General features: G+C 35.8%; 21 protein-coding genes and 1 pseudogene. 5 read left to right on the top strand and 17 right to left on the bottom strand.

All coding sequences use genetic code 11. The features are described from left to right. Positions 1 to 39: 39 nt before the first annotated feature. Entirely contained in the window at positions 40 to 324 is a 285-nt protein-coding gene (locus BFS35_RS00405) for a hypothetical protein (RefSeq protein ID WP_096076113.1), read from the top strand. A gap of 37 nt (positions 325 to 361) precedes the next feature. Here BFS35_RS00405 and BFS35_RS00400 read toward each other — a convergent pair whose 3' ends face one another. From BFS35_RS00400 to BFS35_RS00365, 8 genes are all read right to left on the bottom strand, one after another. Beyond that, positions 362 to 1564 carry a MalY/PatB family protein gene (locus tag BFS35_RS00400; protein WP_099579809.1) on the bottom strand — a complete coding sequence of 401 codons (1203 nt, stop codon included), beginning with the start codon at positions 1562 to 1564 and terminating at the stop codon, positions 362 to 364. A gap of 111 nt (positions 1565 to 1675) precedes the next feature. Next, positions 1676 to 2311: a tRNA (guanosine(46)-N7)-methyltransferase TrmB gene (trmB, locus tag BFS35_RS00395; protein WP_099579807.1), complete on the bottom strand. Its 636-nt coding sequence runs from the start codon at positions 2309 to 2311 to the stop codon at positions 1676 to 1678. 13 nt (positions 2312 to 2324) lie between these two features. Next, entirely contained in the window at positions 2325 to 3116 is a 792-nt protein-coding gene (locus BFS35_RS00390) for a phosphotransferase family protein (RefSeq protein WP_099580143.1), read from the bottom strand. Between the two features lie 186 nt (positions 3117 to 3302). Beyond that, positions 3303 to 4142 (bottom strand): D-amino-acid transaminase, encoded by an 840-nt coding sequence (gene dat / locus BFS35_RS00385; RefSeq protein WP_099579805.1) that lies wholly within the window; start codon positions 4140 to 4142, stop codon positions 3303 to 3305. A gap of 1 nt (position 4143) precedes the next feature. After that, positions 4144 to 5556, bottom strand: coding sequence for a dipeptidase PepV (gene pepV, locus BFS35_RS00380; RefSeq protein ID WP_099579803.1), 1413 nt, complete (start codon positions 5554 to 5556; stop codon positions 4144 to 4146). Positions 5557 to 5677: 121 nt separating this feature from the next. After that, positions 5678 to 6124 carry a YtxH domain-containing protein gene (locus BFS35_RS00375; RefSeq protein ID WP_099579801.1) on the bottom strand — a complete coding sequence of 149 codons (447 nt, stop codon included), beginning with the start codon at positions 6122 to 6124 and terminating at the stop codon, positions 5678 to 5680. Between the two features lie 68 nt (positions 6125 to 6192). Continuing rightward, a complete protein-coding gene (locus BFS35_RS00370; RefSeq protein ID WP_099579799.1) occupies positions 6193 to 6903 on the bottom strand; it encodes a pseudouridine synthase in 711 nt (236 codons plus the stop codon). Further along, positions 6900 to 8522 (bottom strand): putative polysaccharide biosynthesis protein, encoded by a 1623-nt coding sequence (locus BFS35_RS00365; RefSeq protein ID WP_099579797.1) that lies wholly within the window; start codon positions 8520 to 8522, stop codon positions 6900 to 6902. Before BFS35_RS00365 ends, BFS35_RS00370 begins: the two co-directional genes overlap by 4 nt. 157 nt (positions 8523 to 8679) lie before the next feature. Here BFS35_RS00365 and BFS35_RS00360 point away from each other — a divergent pair. After that, a pseudogene (locus BFS35_RS00360) lies at positions 8680 to 9928 on the top strand (NAD(P)/FAD-dependent oxidoreductase). Between the two features lie 369 nt (positions 9929 to 10297). Here the strand turns inward: BFS35_RS00360 and BFS35_RS00355 are convergent. The 3 genes from BFS35_RS00355 to BFS35_RS00345 form a co-directional block, all read right to left on the bottom strand. Then, positions 10298 to 10594: a rhodanese-like domain-containing protein gene (locus BFS35_RS00355; protein ID WP_407943196.1), complete on the bottom strand. Its 297-nt coding sequence runs from the start codon at positions 10592 to 10594 to the stop codon at positions 10298 to 10300. A gap of 8 nt (positions 10595 to 10602) precedes the next feature. Next, entirely contained in the window at positions 10603 to 13017 is a 2415-nt protein-coding gene (gene leuS, locus BFS35_RS00350; protein ID WP_099579791.1) for a leucine--tRNA ligase, read from the bottom strand. A 336-nt stretch (positions 13018 to 13353) separates the two neighbouring features. Then, positions 13354 to 14523 (bottom strand): MDR family MFS transporter, encoded by a 1170-nt coding sequence (locus BFS35_RS00345; RefSeq protein ID WP_099579789.1) that lies wholly within the window; start codon positions 14521 to 14523, stop codon positions 13354 to 13356. 88 nt (positions 14524 to 14611) lie between these two features. On the opposite strand from BFS35_RS00345, the gene BFS35_RS00340 reads away from it, so the two are divergent. Continuing rightward, positions 14612 to 15559 carry a tRNA modification radical SAM protein MnmL/YtqA gene (locus BFS35_RS00340; protein WP_099579787.1) on the top strand — a complete coding sequence of 316 codons (948 nt, stop codon included), beginning with the start codon at positions 14612 to 14614 and terminating at the stop codon, positions 15557 to 15559. Further along, positions 15560 to 16111 (top strand): tRNA 5-(aminomethyl)-2-thiouridylate-methyltransferase MnmM, encoded by a 552-nt coding sequence (locus tag BFS35_RS00335; protein ID WP_099579785.1) that lies wholly within the window; start codon positions 15560 to 15562, stop codon positions 16109 to 16111. It begins immediately after the preceding gene. Between the two features lie 42 nt (positions 16112 to 16153). Here BFS35_RS00335 and BFS35_RS00330 read toward each other — a convergent pair whose 3' ends face one another. Continuing rightward, on the bottom strand, positions 16154 to 16561 hold the full coding sequence (locus tag BFS35_RS00330; RefSeq protein ID WP_099579783.1) for a transcriptional regulator, SarA/Rot family: 408 nt from the start codon (positions 16559 to 16561) through the stop codon (positions 16154 to 16156). A 32-nt stretch (positions 16562 to 16593) separates the two neighbouring features. Beyond that, entirely contained in the window at positions 16594 to 17412 is an 819-nt protein-coding gene (locus BFS35_RS00325; protein WP_099579781.1) for an alpha/beta fold hydrolase, read from the bottom strand. Positions 17413 to 17495: 83 nt separating this feature from the next. Here BFS35_RS00325 and BFS35_RS00320 point away from each other — a divergent pair, with 83 nt between their 5' ends. Next, complete coding sequence (locus tag BFS35_RS00320) at positions 17496 to 18020, top strand: gamma carbonic anhydrase (RefSeq protein WP_099579729.1); 525 nt, start codon at positions 17496 to 17498, stop codon at positions 18018 to 18020. A 39-nt stretch (positions 18021 to 18059) separates the two neighbouring features. On the opposite strand, the gene BFS35_RS00315 is transcribed toward BFS35_RS00320, so the two are convergent. The 4 genes from BFS35_RS00315 to pnuC form a co-directional block, all read right to left on the bottom strand. Further along, a complete protein-coding gene (locus BFS35_RS00315) occupies positions 18060 to 18392 on the bottom strand; it encodes a hypothetical protein (protein WP_099579727.1) in 333 nt (110 codons plus the stop codon). A gap of 136 nt (positions 18393 to 18528) precedes the next feature. Next, positions 18529 to 19194, bottom strand: coding sequence for an NAD(P)H-dependent oxidoreductase (locus tag BFS35_RS00310; protein ID WP_331466694.1), 666 nt, complete (start codon positions 19192 to 19194; stop codon positions 18529 to 18531). A gap of 74 nt (positions 19195 to 19268) precedes the next feature. Then, complete coding sequence (locus BFS35_RS00305; RefSeq protein ID WP_099579723.1) at positions 19269 to 19643, bottom strand: VOC family protein; 375 nt, start codon at positions 19641 to 19643, stop codon at positions 19269 to 19271. Between the two features lie 77 nt (positions 19644 to 19720). After that, positions 19721 to 20446, bottom strand: a complete 726-nt coding sequence (pnuC, locus tag BFS35_RS00300) for a nicotinamide riboside transporter PnuC (protein WP_099579721.1) — start codon at positions 20444 to 20446, stop codon at positions 19721 to 19723. Positions 20447 to 20453: the final 7 nt, after the last annotated feature.

Below are 20453 nucleotides of genomic sequence, written 5' to 3'. Positions count from 1 at the left end.
GCAATGCATTCAAATTTATTGATGAGAGGACTTTTAACTATGAAAAAATATCAAATCATCATTCCCGTTATTGTAGTCACTGGTATTATCGCTTATCAACTTCGTCATCATATGACGATGCAGCACCCAGAAACGCTGCTACAACAAGTGCTGACAAACTTCGATCACGTCACAGGTTCAGCTATCGTATATGAGCCAGAAAAACAGGAAAAGTTTGGTCAGATTTCTCACATTTATCGTGGTATCATTAATACACAGGATAAAGATTACGAATTTACAGTCGATGCCTATACCGGTGAACTCATCGACACAATTGAGATATAAATTAATTGAATATAAAGATGAATTTGAAGCACGACATTTATTGTGCTTCTTTTTCTTTTGTTGTTTTTAAATAGTCGAATGATTTTTTTATACGTTCAAGACCTTCTAATAATTTATCTTCACTACAAGCGACATTAAATCTAAAATGTGTACTTGCCGATAATTCGTAAGTATTACCGATACCTGTCGCAATTTTACCAACATTCTGTAAAGCATCCTGTACTTCCATTTCACTAAATCCGCTTTTCTCGAAATTAATCCATGCTAAAAAAGTAGCATCCGGCTTCTGGAAAAATAAACAATCCGACAGGTGATCTGCAATGTAGTCTTCTACGAGTGTCATATTATTATCGATATGCTGATTAAGTGCATCGACCCAGTCGCCACAATCTAAGTAAGCTGTTTGAATAACAGTTAAGGCAACTAAATTTACTGCCGCTAAACCATACACAGACATCACTTTCGTATTAATTGTCTCGCGCATATATTTATCTTTTGTTATAAAGTAGGCATGCGGAATACCAGAAATATTAAATGTCTTACCTAAACATGTCGTCACTAACATCTGCTCATAGTCATGCATATATTTTGCAAGTGTTTCATGTTGACCGCGACGCACAAAATCCATATGAATTTCATCAGCAATGATATACACATTATATTTCTTACAGATTTCAATAATCTTTAAAAGTTCCTGCTCAGAAAACACTTTACCTGTCGGGTTATGTGGATTGCATAATAAGAACACTTTGTTTTGAGGCATCTGACACAGATATTCAAACTGTACAAAGTCCATCGTGTATTCGTAGCCATCAAAGTAAAGTTCACTTTCAACAATCATACGTTTATTACCGTTAATCAGATTGATAAAGTTGTTATAGGAAGGCGTATTAAGGATCACACCATCACCTTCATTAGTCAGGATACGTATCGCTTCTGTCACAGTAAAAAGCACTGATGGTGAATAAAAGAGATCTTGTTTAAGAATATTTGTATTAAATCGGTTACTATACCATTGTTTAACCGGCGTATAGAAAGCGTCATTTTTCCAGTTCGTATATCCGAAAATTCCGTGTTCCAGGCGATTAGCAATAGACTTTGTAATCTTTTCCGGCGTTTTAATATCCATATCTGCTATCCAGAAAGGCATTAAATCTCTTCGTTGATAGATTAAAGGAATCATTTCAGTTTGAACTGCATTCGTATTTAATCGGTTAACATTTTCATTAAAGTTATACATAGCTTCCTCCAGTTCAGAAAATTCTCTCAATATATCCAGTCTACACTAAATAAAGCATAAAAAAAAGATGAGACACTTATTATGTCTCACCATGTAAATTTGCTTCAATTGTTATTTAAAACTTGCTTCAAGTCGGTTGATTCTAAAACCTTTAGCAGAAAATTTCTCTTCGTACTCTGTCTTAATATTATCTGCAGGTTCATTGTCATGCAGATTTAAATTAATATTTTTAAGTTTCATTCCAAACTGACTCATACTTTCAATAGAAAATTCGAACAGACCTTGATTATCTGTCTTGAAGTGAATTTCACCATCATCTTTCAGAATCATCTTATAAACTGATAAGAAATTAGCATGTGTTAAACGACGTTTGGCATGTCGTGTCTTCGGCCATGGATCTGAAAAGTTTAAATAGATGCGGTCAATTTCTCCAGGATTAAATATTTCAGTCAGCTTCTCAGCATCAACTGTCAATAATCGTAAGTTTTTAATATCCTGCTCTATCGCTTTTTCTACAATACGAATCATTACATTCTTATCTCGTTCAATACCGATATAATTGATTGCTGGATTTGCTTTTGCCATCTCAGTAATAAATCTACCCATACCGCTTCCGACTTCTATATGAATCGGCTGAACTTTTTCAAACCATGATGTGATATTGTCTTTTTGTGACAGGTCGATACTTACAATATCACGATGTTCAAGCAGATAATCTTCTGCCCACGGTTTATTACGCATTCTCATGTATGTTACTCCTTTAAATAAATCTATTCTGTGTTAAAACTTCATCTAAAAACTTCAACCATTCGTTCATATCGTGGTAACGACTCTTCTCCTCATACCACTCTACCATCGCAATCGCCTGTATAATCGTATACCATTTCATACGTTTCTCTAAATCGATTGTATAGTTAATACCGTAATCAGCAAGCCACGCTTCCCAGTCAACTTCTTTGCTATAAGTATATAAAATCATACCAATATCAATCGCAGGATCTGCAATCATTGCACCTTCCCAGTCAACAATAAACAGTTCATCCTGATCTGAAAGTAACCAGTTATTATGATTCACATCGCCATGACAGACTGTATAAAACTGACTATCTAGATTAGGCATATGTTCTTCTAAGTAAATTAAAGCTTTTCTAACCGTATGATGTGCTAATACATTGCGTGAAAGAGAACTATTAATTTTCTTAAGTAAGATGTGAGGATACATCGGTTTCATTTCTAAACGTTTTAACATATTAAGTAAAGGTTTAGAGCGATGAATTTTTCTGAGGAGTTTCGCAACACGCTTGGAACCCATTTCTTCGTGTGTCAATGATCTTCCATTCTTCCAATGTTGAGCGGTAACGACCTCGCCCGTTTCAATACGTTTTGTCCATACGAGCTTAGGTACGATACCCTCAGCAGATAACGCTGCTAAGAATGGCGAAGAATTTCTTTTAAGAAATAATTTGCGGCCATCCTGCTCTGCCATATATGCCTCTCCAGAAGCGCCACCAGCGGAATCTAATGTCCAACCAAGCTGATAGAAATGTTCCAACATGTTCACCTCCCACAGTAGAAAAAAGAAAAGGCAATGAGAAATAATCTCTTGCCTTATTTTTAGTTCGAACGTTTTAACGACTTATTTAAATTTTATAACCTTTTATAAAAATATTCAAGTCAAACTTTTTTAAGCGTACTGAATATATGTTCAAATGTAATTCATTGTGTAATATGATGCCTTTTAGGCGTGATTTGTGATAATATGCTCATCAAACTTGCTTTGCAGACGCTTCGTAATCGGACCAACCTGACCCTGATTAACATTCTCACCATCAATCTCAGTAATCGGCATTACTTCCTGTGTTGTACTCGTCAAGAATACTTCATCCGCATCCTTTAACACTTTCTCATCAAATGTAAATTCTTCAAAAGCAATACCTTCAGCATCTGCAATTTGTTTAATGACACGACGTGTAATACCGTTTAAGATGAAATTATTTGCAGGATGCGTAATGATTTTATCATCTTTAACGATGAATATATTACTTGATGCGCCTTCTGTAACAATACCGTTACGTATTTGGATCGCTTCTTTTGCACCATTGGTTACCGCTTTTTGTTTATTCATAATGTTACCAAGTAAATTTAAACTTTTGATATCACAACGCAACCATCGAATATCCTCAGTCGTAATCGCTTTAACACCTTGCTGAAGATCTTGCATCGGACGTTCTGCAGTATTGGTATAAAGTAATATATTCGGTTGTGTATCTGTTGGATACGTATGATTTCTAACTGCATCTCCTCGTGTTAACTGAACATAAATTGTACCGTTATCTATTTCATTTTCCTTGATAAGCTGATTACAAATTTCGATATATTCCTCAACAGAATAGGGACTTGTTATTTCTATTTCATTTGCACTTCGCACAAGTCGTTCGAAATGTTCAGTGGCTGTAAATAAAGTGCTGTGGTATACTCGCACGACCTCATATACACCATCACCAAACTGGATGCCACGATCGTTGTAACTGATTTTCGTGTCATCAGACACATAACTGCCGTTAATAAAAATTACCATTTTACTCACCTTCTACACATACAGAGTGGATTGCTTCTAAATAAATTGCTGTCGCATCAAATAATTGTTTCTTGCTGATATATTCATTTTTTTGGTGCATTAAATCTTCTGACTCCTTAAACATCGCACCAAATGCTACACCTTTTTCCAGGTTACGGGCATATGTACCACCACCGATAGTATACGGTTCAGTCATATCACCTGTTTGGTTACGGTAAGCTGATAATAACTTTTGAACGAATGGATCATTTTTATCGACATAGTGAGGCACCTGATGCGTTTCAACTTCAATTTCAAAGCCATCTTTAGCAATCTGTTCTTCGAATTTCTTAATTTCAGTTTCGAAATCAAAGCCATTTGGATAGCGTAAGTTTACACCATAATGTCCGCCGTCAACGTCTGTATAACTAATCACACCATAGTTTGTAGTTAACTGACCCATTTCTTCAGTTTCATAAGCCATACCTAGCTTCTCACCAAAGTGAGAGTCAAATAGATATGTATCACCAAAATTAACGAATGACTTTGCTTTCTTATCTAGATCTAATGTATTTAAGAAATTAACAAGATATAGACCGGCGTTCACACCTTTAAATGGTTCCATACCATGAACTGACTTTCCTTCAATTTGAAGTGAAATCTGACCGTTCTCTACGAATTGTTTTCCAGTTAATTTGTTGTTTAATAAATATCCTTCGAAAGCTTGAATAACTGCATCCATCTTTTCTTTAACTTCGATTTTTGCTTCTGCAAAATCCGGGACCATATTGTATCTTTCACCAGCTTTAAATGCCTTTAATTCCACTTCTGGTGCTGTTTCGCTTTCTTCATCACTATTTTGAATAATATCAAATGTTGTGATACCTTTTTCGCCGTGAATTAACGGGAAATCTGCATCCGGTGCAATACCTAAATCAGGCATCGGTTCAGTTTCGAAATAACGATCCGTACATTTCCATCCTGATTCTTCATCAGTACCGATAATGATATGGATGCGTTTCTTCCAGTCTACCTTCATGTCATCTAAAATTTTAATTGCATAATACGCTGCAATTGTAGGTCCTTTGTCATCTAAAGTACCACGTGCAATAATTTTATCTTCAGTTACGACAGCCTCAAATGGATTACTTTCCCATCCACTACCTGCAGGTACTACGTCAACGTGACATAATATACCGAAAATATCATCACCATTACCTGCTTCGATACGTCCGGCTATATGATCGATATCAACCGTCTCGTATCCATCACGTTGTGCTAATTCATACATATAATCTAAAGCTTTTCGTGGGCCAGGTCCAACAGGGTTTTCACTATCAGCTAAACTATCATCACGAACACTTTCTATATTTAATAAACCTGTAAGGTCTTCAATAATTTTATCTTCATATTGTGCAACTTTTTCTCTCCACATAATGATTCCTCCTATTGCTTGTATATTCCTATATTACATGATACATAAAGGAATTCAAAATAATAATCGTAAAATTTATCAAAATAAAAAAAGCCAGCATACGCTGACTTTTATAGCATTATTATTTTAATTCGTCTTTAGATACTGCATTAGGATTTTTTTCAGCAACTTCTTTGTCTGTTACGACATGGATGTTGTTTGCTCCACCTTCGTCGTCAAAGTTTTGTTTTTCTTCTTCAACAGTAACATCTTTTTTAGTTAATTTATCAGCTAATGGTGCCGCTTTTTCTTTTAATGGAGCAACTTTTTCTTCAACTTTAGAAGTTAAGTTTGCTTTGTAAGCATTTGGATCCTCTTTTGCTTTGTTGATTTCTTCTTTTGCTACTTGTTGTAAGTTAGCAGCTTTGCCTTTAGCGTTATCTGCATAACCTTTAGGATCTTGTTTCGCTTTGTTGTATTCTTCTAATACTTTATCTCTGTTTTCTTTTTTTGAAAGGAATGCTGCTACTGCAGTACCACCAATAACTAATGCTGCTTTTAATAAACCTGTTTGATTGTTGTTAGCCATGTTAAACACCTCTTCTTTTGATTTGTACTGTAATTATACCCAAGGTGTAACGGTCTAAACATTAATCATCATTTTCTTACTAAATTAATTTCATTTTGCATCAATTTCTTATATTCACCGGGCTTTAAGCTACTATCTAAAGACAAATCACCCATCTTAATACGTTTAAGATAAGTTACTTTCATACTTACTGCCTCAAACATTCTTTTCACTTGATGGAACTTACCTTCCTGAATTACAAGTTCTATTTCACTTGTATTATTATTCGTATCGACTGAGAGACATGTTAAATCACCAGGCATTGTATGATAGCCATCATCTAATGTTACGCCTTGAGCAAATTGTTCCACCGTCTGATTCGTGACAATTCCGTCAATATTGGCAAAATACGTTTTATTCACATGTTTCTTCGGACTCAGCACGTCATGTGAGAATTGACCGTCATTCGTTATGATGAGCAATCCTTCTGTATCCTTATCCAGTCTGCCAACAGGATGCAAGTCATAATGTTCCAGCCCTGTAATAAGGTCAATGACTGTCTTATCTTTATCATGTGTGCTTGAAACTACGCCAGCCGGTTTATTAAGCATAAGATAGATAAAGGGTTCAAAGTGAATCATCTCACCTTGAACCTTTATGATATCTGTTTCCGGATTAATTTTAATATCTGATTTCGTGACAACTTTCTCATTAACCGTAATCACTTTTTTCTTGAGTAATGCCTTAACATCTTTTCGTGAGCCTACGCCATGGTTACTTAAAAATTTATCAAGTCTCATCGCGTTAACCTATTTCTTAAAGATTGGATACGTGAACCGAAGAATTGATCGGCCAAACGTGATTTCATCGATAATGATGCATAGACTAAAGCACCCACTACTGCTCCAATCACTAAAATGATAAGTGCATCCAGTTTATTGGATACTGTAAGGAATTGCATTAAAATGACATAAACGATTTGTACAACTAGTACCATAATTAAGCTGTATAACGTAATCATCAACATTTGACGGGCAGTCGTTCGATACTGGAATCCCGCATATTTCTTAATCACATATAAGTTACAAACAATATTAAATGTCATGGCAATCGCAGTCGCAAGTACTGCGCCAACTGTATGGAATGCCATAATTAACGGAATATTAATCACTAATTTAACAAGTAGCGCAGCAAGCACGATATAAACCGTTAAATTTTGTTTATCAATCCCCTGCATCATCGCAGCAGTTACAGAAACAAGCGCAAGTAAAATGCCTACAGGTGCATAATAAAATAGAATATTATTCGCAATTGGATTATAGCTGTAAAATACCGTATAAAGTGGTGCAGCTAATACCATAATACCTAATGAAGCTGGCACTGTAAGAAACATCAGTAAACCGAATGTCGTTTTAATCTGATGATGCATTTCTTTGATTTTGCCTGATGCATGTGTTCTTGTAATTGACGGTACAAGACTAATCGCAAATCCTCCTGCAAGGGAAGTCGGAATCATAACAAGTTTATTAGATGTCGTATTTAATATTGTAAGGAGCATATCATTCATTTTTCCGGGCACACCTGCTAAACCTAATGCATAGTTATGTGTAAACTGATCAATCGTTGTATAAAGCGGCACACACAAACTTACGATAACGAATGGAATACTGTACTTTAATATTTCTTTATACATACTACCGTAACTTACATCAGTATTAGAATCATCGGAATCAACCATCTTGTCGATAAATGGTTTACGCTTTCTCCAGTAATACCAAAGTGTTAGAATCGCAGCGACCGCACCGATCGCTGCTGCAAACACAGCAATCTCATTAGCCAGTAGCATTGATTTATTCATAACGTTAAGGACAACGAACGTACCTCCTAGTAAAAATAGAATACGTGCAATTTGTTCAATAACTTGTGACACCGCTGTTGGTCCCATTGAATCATAACCTTGAAATATCCCGCGCCATGTCGCTAAGAAAGGAATAAACAACACTGCAAATGAGATGATGCGAATAATCTCGGTAATATCTTCAACAGTCCATTTACCTTCAGAACCAGCAAGTGATGCTTCAGCAATCATCGGACTTAAAAAGTAAAGAATAACAAAGCCTAAGAAACCAGTGATACCCATTACTAATAATGATGACTTATACAGTTTATAGCTGACTTTATAAGCACCTATCGCATTATACTTCGAAACATATTTAGCTACCGCTAACGGTATACCACCTGCAGCTACAGTAAGCATCACTACATATGGTGGATAAGCCATATTATATGGTGCTAAATTTTCTTCGCCACCGATAATGGCATAGAACGGAATAATATAAAGTATCCCTAAAATCTTGGTAATAAAAATACTTGCCGTTAATAAGAATGTACTTCTGACAAGTGAATCTTTCTGTGACATAACTTCATCCCTATCTTTTTTAAAATAAAAGCTTCATAATTGATTAAACCCATTTTCAATGTAGATTATCATACCACCTTTATAAATTTTTAACTACTGTATTCATATATTTTACTATAAATAAAATGTATAATAATTGAAAATGGAGGTATCAAATATGTATCAGACAATTGTCATAGGTGGTGGCCCTAGTGGATTGATGGCTGCAATCAGTGCGAGCGAAAATAATAACAAAGTCTTACTTATCGATAAAAAAGATCAGCTGGGTCGTAAATTACAAATATCTGGTGGTGGACGTTGTAATGTTACGAATAACGTTACACACGAAGAACTGATTAAACATCTGCCTGGTAACGGTAAGTTTTTATACAGTGCATTTAATACATTCGATAATTATGCGATTATCGATTATTTTGAAAATCTTGGCGTCGCTTTAAAAGAAGAAGATCATGGTCGTATGTTTCCGGTATCCAATAATGCAAAGGATGTCGTTAATGCGCTTAAACAACAACTTATCAATAATAAGGTGGAAGTTCGAACAACGACAAAGGTTGAATCTTTAATAATAGAAGAAGATAAGATTAAAGGTGTGATGCTATCAGACAACATACCTGTATATTCAGAAAATGTCGTTATCGCTACAGGCGGTAAATCTGTGCCTCATACCGGTTCTACTGGAGATGGCTATGTATTTGCACAACAAGCTGGACATACAATTACCGACCTATTTCCTACAGAAGTACCGATCACATCAAGTGAACCATTTATAAAATCAAAGATATTACAAGGGCTTAGTCTGCAAAATATTGGATTAAGTGTACTGCGTAAAAATGGTAAAGTACGTATTACCCATCAAATGGATATGTTATTCACACATTTCGGAATATCAGGACCAGCAGCACTTCGCTGTTCACAATTTATTTATCACGAGCAAAAAAGCCAGAAGAAACAAGAGATACGGATGATGATTGATGTATTTCCGGAAATGACTATCGGTCAACTCACACAACACATCGAAAAAATCATAAATGATAATAAAGATAAAGCAATTAAAAATAGTCTAAAAGGATTGGTGCAGGAACGTTATTTACATTTTCTACTGGAACGTGCTGAAATTAACCTTGAAGAAAATGGTCATCATATCAAAAAAGAAAGTCTTAAGACATTTATTAGCGCTATTAAAAGGATTTACCTTTACCGTTAACGGTACATTATCAATTGATAAAGCGTTTGTTACTGGCGGTGGTGTTACTGTAAAAGAAATCGTACCAGCAACGATGCAGTCGAAATTACATGAAAATCTTTATTTTTGTGGTGAAGTGTTAGACATACATGGCTATACTGGTGGTTATAATATTACAAGTGCACTCGTAACAGGATATGTAGCTGGAATGAGCTGCAGATAAAACTAAATATAATGAAACAATGCCGGATACTTAGAGTATCCGGCATTGTTGCTTTACATATTATTCAATTCGGTTTCATCTTTGCCGGATACTCCTGGTATCCGGAAATGTTGGCCACATAACCATCAAATTCGCTTTCATCTTTGCCGGATACTCCTGGTATCCGGAAATGTTGGCCACATAACCATCAAATTCGGTTTCATCTTTGCCGGATACTCCAAGTATCCGGAAATGTTGGCCACATAATCATCAAATTCGGTTTCATCTTTGCCGGATACTCCAAGTATCCGGAAATGTTGGCCACATAACCATCAAATTCGACTTCATCTTTGCCGGATACTCCAAGTATCCGGAAATGCCTGCCACCATTTATTCCCCTAACATCGGTTCAATAACTGCCATGCCACCTTCTACATTCACAGCTTTATAATCATTTGCTAATAAATAATGAGTAACATTCGCACTTCTTACTGCATGTGCACAAACTATATAATATTCTTTTTCACGATCTAAATTTTCCAGCTGTTCAGGTATATCATTCATCGGAATATGTATTGCCCCTTTGATCATACCTTGTTCTACTTCAAATTGCTCACGCACGTCAATAATGTTCATCGCTTCATTAGCTTTTATCTTGGCTACAAAATCTTCAGTTGATATATTCATCATAACTCCTAGTTTGCCACAATATTAACTAATTTATTTGGTACTGCGATAACTTTGCGAATCGTCTTACCTTCAATTTGTGTTTTTATAGTATCCTGCTCAAGAGCAAAAGCTTCTAACGCCTCTTTATCAGTATCTTTTGCTACTTTCGCTTTAAGTTTTACTTTTCCGTTTACCTGAATGACAATTTCTACTTCGTTATCAACAAGTTTACTTTCATCATATGTTGGCCACGCTTCATACGTAATTGTTCCATCGTGTCCTAAAATTGACCAGATTTCTTCTGTAATATGCGGCGCAATTGGAGATAATAACTTCACAAATCCTTCAACGTACGTTCGACTTACAACATCTTGTTTATAAACTTCATTGATAAATACCATCATTTGAGAGATTGCGGTATTAAATCCTAAAGTATTATAATCATCTGTTACTTTCTTCACTGTCTGATGATAAACTTTTTCTAATGCTGGTGTTGCAGCATCTACAACTTTAACAGCTAATGTACCCTCTTCGGTAATAAATGCACGATATACACGGTCTAAGAATCGACGTGCACCATCTAATCCATTTGTGCTCCAGGCAATCGATGCATCCAGTGGTCCCATAAACATTTCGTAAAGTCTTAAAGTGTCTGCGCCGTGACTTTCAACAACATCATCTGGGTTTACGACGTTACCTTTTGATTTACTCATTTTTTCGTTACCTTCACCTAGAATCATCCCTTGGTTGAATAACTTCTGGAATGGTTCTTTCGTTGGTACAACGCCTAAGTCATATAACACTTTATGCCAGAAGCGCGCATATAATAAGTGAAGTACAGCATGCTCTGCCCCACCAATATATAAATCAACTGGTAACCAGTATTTTAATTTTTCAGGATCAGCTAACGCTTCACTGTTATGTGGGTCGATATAACGTAAGTAGTACCAGCAAGATCCTGCCCACTGCGGCATCGTATTCGTTTCGCGTCGACCTTTCATACCTGTAACAGGGTCTACCACATTAATAAATTCATCAATATTTGCAAGTGGAGATTCCCCTGTACCTGACGGCATAATCTTATCCGTCTTCGGTAACATTAACGGTAATTCTTCTTCAGGTACTGTCGTCATTGAACCGTCTTCCCAGATAATTACTGGAATCGGCTCACCCCAGTAACGTTGACGTGAGAATAACCAATCACGTAATTTATAAGAAACTTTCTTCTCACCGATTTGTTTCGCTTCAAGCATTTCGATTGCACGCGCAATACCATCTTCTTTGTTTAAGCCGTCTAGTTCACCAGAATTAATATGAACGCCATCACCAGTGAATGCTTCTTTGTCGATATCTCCACCTTCAAGTACCGGTTTAATTGTAAGACCGAATTGTTTCGCAAATTCATAGTCACGTTCATCATGTGCCGGTACTGCCATAATCGCACCTGTTCCGTAAGATGCTAATACATAATCAGAAATCCAGATTGGCATTTGTTCATTCGTAAATGGATTAATCGCATAGCTTCCTGTAAATACACCAGTCTTATCTTTCGCTAAGTCTGTACGTTCTAAATCCGATTTACGACTTGCCTGTTCCTGATAAGCTTGAATCGCCACGCGTTGGTCGTCTGTAGTGATTGATGCTACAAGTGCATGTTCAGGTGATAATACTGCATAAGTTGCACCATAAATAGTGTCAGGACGTGTCGTAAACACTTTAAATGACGCATCTTTCCCATCAACTTTAAACTCAACTTCAGCACCTTCAGATTTTCCGATCCAGTTACGCTGCATATCTTTTAATGATTCCGGCCAATCCAGCTCATCTAAATCCTCTAGCAGTCGATCTGCGTATTCAGTAATTTTAAGTACCCATTGACGCATCGGTTTACGGATTACTGGATGTCCACCACGCTCTGATACACCATCGATTACTTCCTCATTTGAAAGTACAGTACCGAGTGCAGGACACCAGTTAACTGCAACTTCATCGACATAAGCTAATCCTTTATTGTACAGCTGGATAAAGATCCATTGCGTCCATTTATAATACTCAGGATCTGTCGTATTTACTTCGCGATCCCAGTCATAACTGAAACCAAGTTCCTGAATTTGTCGTTTAAATGTTTCGATATTTTTCTTTGTGAATTCAGCAGGATCATTACCTGTATCAATCGCATATTGTTCAGCAGGTAAGCCAAATGCATCCCACCCCATCGGATGTAATACGTTATAACCTTGCATGCGTTTAAATCTAGAGACGATATCAGTAGCCGTATATCCTTCTGGATGACCAACGTGTAATCCAGCACCAGATGGATAGGGGAACATATCTAAAGCGAAGAATTTTGGTTGTTCCATGTCTTCTCCAGTTTTAAAAGTTTTATTATCTAACCAATATTTCTGCCATTTCTTTTCAATACTTTGATGATTATAGCTCATAACTTTTCCTCCTTTAATATATAAAAAGACAGCCATCCCTAAAATAAGGGACGACTGTCATATATGACAACCGCGGTACCACCCGCAATTCACTTTAATAAGTGCAGCTTTTGTTATTTATTTCAACACTAGCAAGTTCACAAGTTTCAAATACCAGTTCGCAGCACCCACTGGCTTTCTTTAAAATGATTGCTTGTTACTACTCTAGATACATTTACTATAAAGGAGCTTTAAATCTTTTTCAAGTCTTTTTACTAAAATTAAATACATCTCAATCAATTAATTTGAATTATGCAAATATTTTAAATTTTTAGTGTAAAATTAAAACCTTATCGATTATGTTGTCTGTTTTATATTTTTATCAAATATTGACAAAAATATAAATCCGATTAAGACAAAACCGATCATCGTATAGAACATCGTATGCATATTGTAAAGGTCAACGATAACGCCACCTAAAACTGGTCCTATCGCTCTACCTAATGTTGCAGTTGAATTAACAATACCCTGATAGACACCAGTTCTCCCCTGAGGTGCCAGTTCATTGGCAATGGTCGGAACTGCTGGCCAGACAAACATTTCACCGATCGTCAATATAACCATCCCAACAATAAACATTGAAAAATCCTGTGCAAAACTCGTTACAATATATGAAATAATAAAAATAATCAAACCTGTTGCTATCTGCATTTTTATCTTTTCACTCATAAAATTAATCACCGGTTTAATCAGTGGTTGTCCAACAATGATTAATACGCCATTGATGGCCCATAATAAACTGTATTGTTTAAGCGATATGCCAAGGTCTTGCGTATAACTTGAAATCGTTGACTGCCACTGTACATAACCAATCCAGCATACACAATAGGTAACACAAATGAGTATGAGTGCTGTAAAGCGATCCTTATCTTTAATATTGCCGACATCTTTCATTACATTCCCACCACTATGGACTACACCAGCTGTTCGGTAGCCAAAGAATGCGATAAAGAAAAATACGACATAGAGCAATAGATTTAGCATGAATATATAATCAAAGCTCATTTCAGCGATAAAACCACCAAGTGCTGCCCCTAATGCCACTCCTATATTTTGGGATAAATAGATGGCATTAAATGTTTTACGTCCCCCTTGTGGCCAAGCTGTACCTGCCATCGCATAGATAGAAGGAAAAACTATACCAGATCCAAACCCTAAAATGATGAGCCACACAGCATACCATGGCCATCCATGTAAGAATAAAATACCGATTAAACTAAGCATTGAAATAACGATACCAATCAGTATCGAACGGTAGCCACCGTATTTATCGAACATCGTCCCACCTAACAAGTTGCCAAGCACAGAAGCACCAGAATTAAACATTAATACTAATCCTGCTAAACTTAAACTTTTCCCTAGTTCATTATGTAAATAGATGGTATTAAGCGGCCATACTAAACTTGCACCTGTAACATTTACTGCCATTCCGATGACAAGAAGCCAAACGAGTTTTGGCATTTTCATTGCATTTACCTCACTTTCTTAAAATTTATTTTTTCCGATTTCCTCTATTATATGTTAAAATCCATATGTTAAGAAAGAGGGAGACATAATGACACAATTTAAATATGCACTAGATTCAAAACTTTATCATACATGGAACTATCATTTAAGACAAAAATTCGGTACAAAGATATTCAAAGTCGCTTTAGAAGGTGGATTCGATTGCCCCAACCGTGACGGTACTGTAGCGTTTGGCGGTTGTACGTTCTGTTCTGCTGCGGGAAGCGGTGATTTTGCAGGTGATCGTGTAGATCCTATCCCTGTCCAATTTGAAAAAATAAAAAATAAAATGCATGAAAAATGGCATGACGGTAAGTATATCGCCTACTTTCAGGCTTATACAAATACACATGCTCCACTCGAAGTACTAAAGGAAAAATACGAAGCCGCACTAGCGCAACCTGGTGTAGTCGGATTATCTATTGCAACACGTCCTGACTGTCTACCGGATGACGTCGTTGAATATTTAGCAGAATTAAATAAAAGAACATACCTCTGGGTTGAACTTGGACTACAAACCGTTCACGAAAAAACTTCTAACATCATCAATCGTGCACATGATATGCAGTGCTATTATGACGGTGTTGCGAAACTGCGTAAACATAATATCAATATTTGTACACATATTATTAATGGATTACCGTTAGAAGATTATGACATGATGATGGAAACTGCGCGAACTGTTGCACAAATGGATGTACAAGGCATTAAGATTCATTTACTTCATCTATTAAAAGGCACACCAATGGTTAAACAATACGAAAAAGGCATGGTCGAATTTATGAGTCAGGAAGATTATGTGAAACTTGTTGCCGATCAGTTAGAAGTTTTACCGGAAGAGATGATCATACATCGTATCACAGGTGACGGACCTATTGACTTAATGATTGGACCGATGTGGAGTGTCAATAAATGGGAAGTATTAAACGGGATTGATGCGGAACTCAAAAATCGAAATAGTTATCAAGGTAAATTTTATAAGAAGGAAACAGTATAAATGAAAGCTTTAGGTATACTCCCTTATGCACGTGCACTTATAACAAATTATATTGAACCGGACGATATCGTTATCGATGCTACGTGCGGCAATGGAAACGATACTTTATATTTAGCCCAACTTTTGAATAATACAGGTCATATACACGCATTCGATATTCAGACGCAGGCAATTAACAATGCTAAAGAAAAAACTAAGGGTTACCATAATATCAGCTATCATCAGACAGGTCATGAAAATGTGCTGGATGTGTTAAACCAAACTGTAAAACTTGCTATTTTTAATCTTGGTTATTTACCGAAAGGTGATAAGAGCATTGTAACGATACCAAAGACAACTATTCAGGCCATCGACAATATATTTTCAATACTTGAAGTTGGAGGCATCATCATACTCGTCATCTATCCTGGACATCCTGAAGGACAGGTTGAAAAAGATGCAGTACTTGACTATCTTAAACAAATAGATCAGAACAAGGCGCATATCTTTAAATATGAATTCATTAACCAGAAGAATAATCCACCATTTGTCGTAGGGATTGAAAAAAGATAAAAAAAAAGCAAGTGTTTGTCATTAGACATCCACTTGCTTTTTCTATAATCCACAAATCTCTAATATCGAATCAAATTGTTGCTTTAACTTTTCTTTCTTACCTTTCAGGTTAGAACAAGCTGCATCTACTATCTTTTCTTTTTCAGGTAGACGATCCTCATTGTAATATATCATAACAGTACGCTCATCATCTGCCGGACGAACTTTCTTAATCCAGCCATTCGCTACTAGATTATTGTAGAAACGCGTTCTTTTATATGGCTTAATATCTAAATATTTGTCTAATTCTTTCATCGGCATTGGTCCCTTGTCCCAAAGTGCCACCATTACGATATATTCTTCTTTCGTTAAGTTAAATTCTGAAGATATCATTTCGAAAATTTCATCTATTTCTTTCTGTAAGTCATTTAACAGAACCATATCACTTACTTCATGTTTATCTTTTGACATTCATTTTCACCCTCTAAATTTGCAATATCTTATTATATACCCACTTCCTCTGTAATCAATCCAATATAATTCATTCTATTGTTCATAAATGATTCGATATAGTATAAAACATTGTCTTTTTCAGGCTCATTGTGAAGTTCATGAAATAGCGTACGCCAGTTTTTAATATAAATTTCAGAAGACTTAATTTCCTGTGAAAATAATTTAATCTGTTCGATATCTGCAATTTGGTCTTGTTCTGAATACATAATTAGTACGGGAATATCATTGATTTTGTGAATATTCTCCATCGTCTCCTTCATGCTTTCAATAATTGACTTATACCAATTAAAACTAACTTTTTGGAGCATCAAAGGATCGCTTTTCATTTCAGCAATAATTTCTTTATCACGCGAGAAATCTTCTAAAGGAATATTCATATCAAACTTCGCATCCTTTGAAATAGAACTTAAACTTGATGCGAGGAAATTTTTACGTGTAGTGACTGTGTTCTGGAACCCAAATAAAGGTGAAATCAGCATCACACCTTCTAATTTTATATTTACCTTTTCAAGTAAATTGACAGCGATTAAGCCACCTAGTCCAACACCTAGTAAAAATACCGGAAGATGATATTCTTCTGCAACTTCAATCCATTCTAATACTTTCTCTCGATATTCATCGAAATTTTCGATATGACCTCTATTTACACGAGAAGTTTGTCCTTGTCCCGGTAAATCTCCCATAATCACATGATAACCATCACGTCTTAAATGTGTAATAAACCATGCATATCTACCATGATGCTCTAATATATTATGTACAATTACAACTATCCCTTTTGGTGCCTTTTCAGTTTCCCATTTCCACATAATGATACTCCTTTAATAATTTCTTTATCCGCCTTTTTAATGATATTATTATTATATCAAAACTTAAGAAAGGTGGTTACAATATGTTATATGAATATGATGGCAAGTATCCTGAAATTGATGATAGTGCCTTTATCGCACCGAATGCAGTGATAACTGGTGATGTAAAAATCGCAAAGGATGCTTCAATCTGGTACGGTACAGTAATCCGAGGAGATGTCAGTCCAGTTGTTATCGGAGAACATTCAAATGTCCAGGATCTATGCTGCCTCCATCAATCACCGGATGCACCACTTATCATTGAAGAGAATGTAACGGTTGGACATCGCGTCACACTTCATTCAAGTATTATTCGTAAAGGCGCACTCGTAGGAATGGATTCTACAGTTCTTGATGGTGCCGAAATTGGTGAAGGTGCATTTTTAGGAGCAGGATCTTTGCTTACACAAGGTAAAAAGATTCCACCAGGTATGCTCGCTATGGGCAGACCAGCTAAAGTAGTAAGAGCTTTAACGGAAGAAGATAAACAAGATATGGCACGCATCCAGCAGGAGTATGCTGATAAAGCAAAAGTATATAAAGCGATGCATGAAACGCATAAACAATAAAAAGGTGAAGCCGAATCGGCTTCACCTTTTTTAAAATAATTATGCAATTCCAAATTTCTTATGCATGAATGGTAATCGAGCGATAATATAGCTGAATACGAACTCATAGAACATTGAGAAGAAATTAGCAAAGAAATATGTGAATGTATGACTTATTACCGCACCTATACCTTCAGCAGCAAAAGCAAAGTTTGCATCAATAGCACTATCCACTAAGTTTAATAAAATAATTACAATTCCCATTAACCACGCTTTTTTCGTTACCATTGCAACAATTACAGCGATAATTGTAATAACAATCGGTTCAAAAACAAATAATTGGAAAAACGGATCTAAACCACCGAAAATATAATACGCCATATCTTTAAACATATAGACACCTCTTCATTGATATACTTTATAATTCACCTTTTATTCTAACATTGAAAAGGAATAATCAATATTAAGATTATTTAAAGATTACTCAGTTACATTTACAAAGAATTTACAAATGACTAGTGACGTTGATTTAGAACCATGTGATCACTTCGTCAACAGATTTTCTTGCTTTTTCGTGTCGCGGGTCCAACTTACGATAACCAAACGAAACCATTACGGAAATTCCTTCTTTCTGACGATCGATGATTCCCGCTTCTTCTAAAATAGCATTCACCTTACGATAATCGAACCCTTCTATCGGACATGAATCAATACCAATTTGTGCAGCAGCAGTCATCATATTCCCAAGCGCAATATACGACTGTTTACTTGACCAGTCAAATAGAGTACGCTCTGAATCTACCACTTCGATATGTTCTGTCTGAAATTCTTCATAGATTGAGAGCATACGCTTTAATTTATCTTCATCTGGTTGACGTCGCTTAAAATGCTCAATAAAATACTCTGAATCATAACGTACATCCTTACGCGCTAAGATTAATACGAAATGACTTGCAGTCGCCAGTTGTTTCTTTGCACCCCAGGCTACATCGCTAATCTTATTCTTTATTTCTTCATTCTCCAATACAACAAATCTCCACGGCTCTAATCCCACTGAAGATGGACTAAGTCTTGCCACTTCCAGAATAAAATCCATATCCTCTTTAGGAATCTTCTCTTCATTATATTCTCTTGCAGCATGTCTAAAGTGATGTGCTTTTAGTATTTCTTCCTTGATTATTGATTTATCCATCATTGTCACCTCTTACATTATATATACAACGCCTATATGAAAAATCAAAATAAAAAGACTCAACTGAGTCTTTTAAATTATTGCTTTTGTGTTACTGCAAAGTAGTTACCTTCAAAATCTGAGAAGTTGAATACTTTACCTGTCGGCATCTCAACAAGCTCACCGACTGTTACATCCATTGACTTCATTCGATTATATAATGCTTCTAAATCATCTACTTCAAACATTAATGATGGTGGATCAAGTGTTACTCCAGGACTATATTTTTCGATAAATGCTCTATCAAATAACACAATCGTCGTTTCACTTTCTTTCGTCGCACCAATTTCATAAGATTTATATTCTTCCATTAGCGCTGACTCATTAATGATTTCAAATTGCATCACTTCAGTCCAGAACTTAACCGCCTGCGACTGATCTTTAACATAAAGCATCACACTTTGTAATTTCATCTGTTTCTCCCCTTTTTTATCCATTATATATGAAACATAAAAAACTCTCCCTAATAAATATAAGAGAGAATAAAAATTTATTGTTGTGTTTCAATCTGAAGTTTCTTCCAGTAGTAGTAACCGTAGACACTGTTAATCAGGAATCCAACCCACATCACAACCATTGTAACACCTGTTGCATCGATTGCACCTGTATGCATCATTTTTCTCACCCAAAGTGTAATAGATACGATATTTACAACAATCCAGAAGAACCATTGCTCTTTAAATCGAAGTGACATCAATACTTGACCTGTTAAGTTTAAACTGACATTTAACGCATCAAGAAATGGTTGACCTGACTTAATACTTTCAAGATATTTAGCAAATGCGAAGTAAAAAGCTCCGCCAAGTAATAAAGTAATGACCCATTGTAAAGCAGTTAAACCTTTCGTATCAACTTCCTGAACTTCTACTTTAGGTGTGCTTAACGTGTGCATATTACGAATCCATGCATATAAACCGATAAACTGGAATACACCAAATACAACCTGTAAGTAAACTTCACCCATTAAATTTGCCTGATAACTGATCCAGCCATATGTGATGACCTGAATTAAACCGTATAGGAATGTACTTAAACGACCTTTCGCACTCATGATCACACATAGGATACCAGAAATACTTGCTATGACGTTAATCCAGTCAATTTCCTTCGTTTTGATAAAGAAATATACAAGAATAGCCACTTGAGCTAATAGAAATAACCCAAAGAACATTTTTTCATATTTCGTAAATCCTCTAAAGTCTTTAATTAAAAACATATCCCAT

This window comes from Macrococcoides goetzii, assembly GCF_002742385.2.
GTDB lineage: Bacteria > Bacillota > Bacilli > Staphylococcales > Staphylococcaceae > Macrococcoides > Macrococcoides goetzii.
The sequence above is the reverse complement of the archived record's forward strand: the minus strand, read 5'-3'. Positions and strand labels throughout refer to the sequence as shown.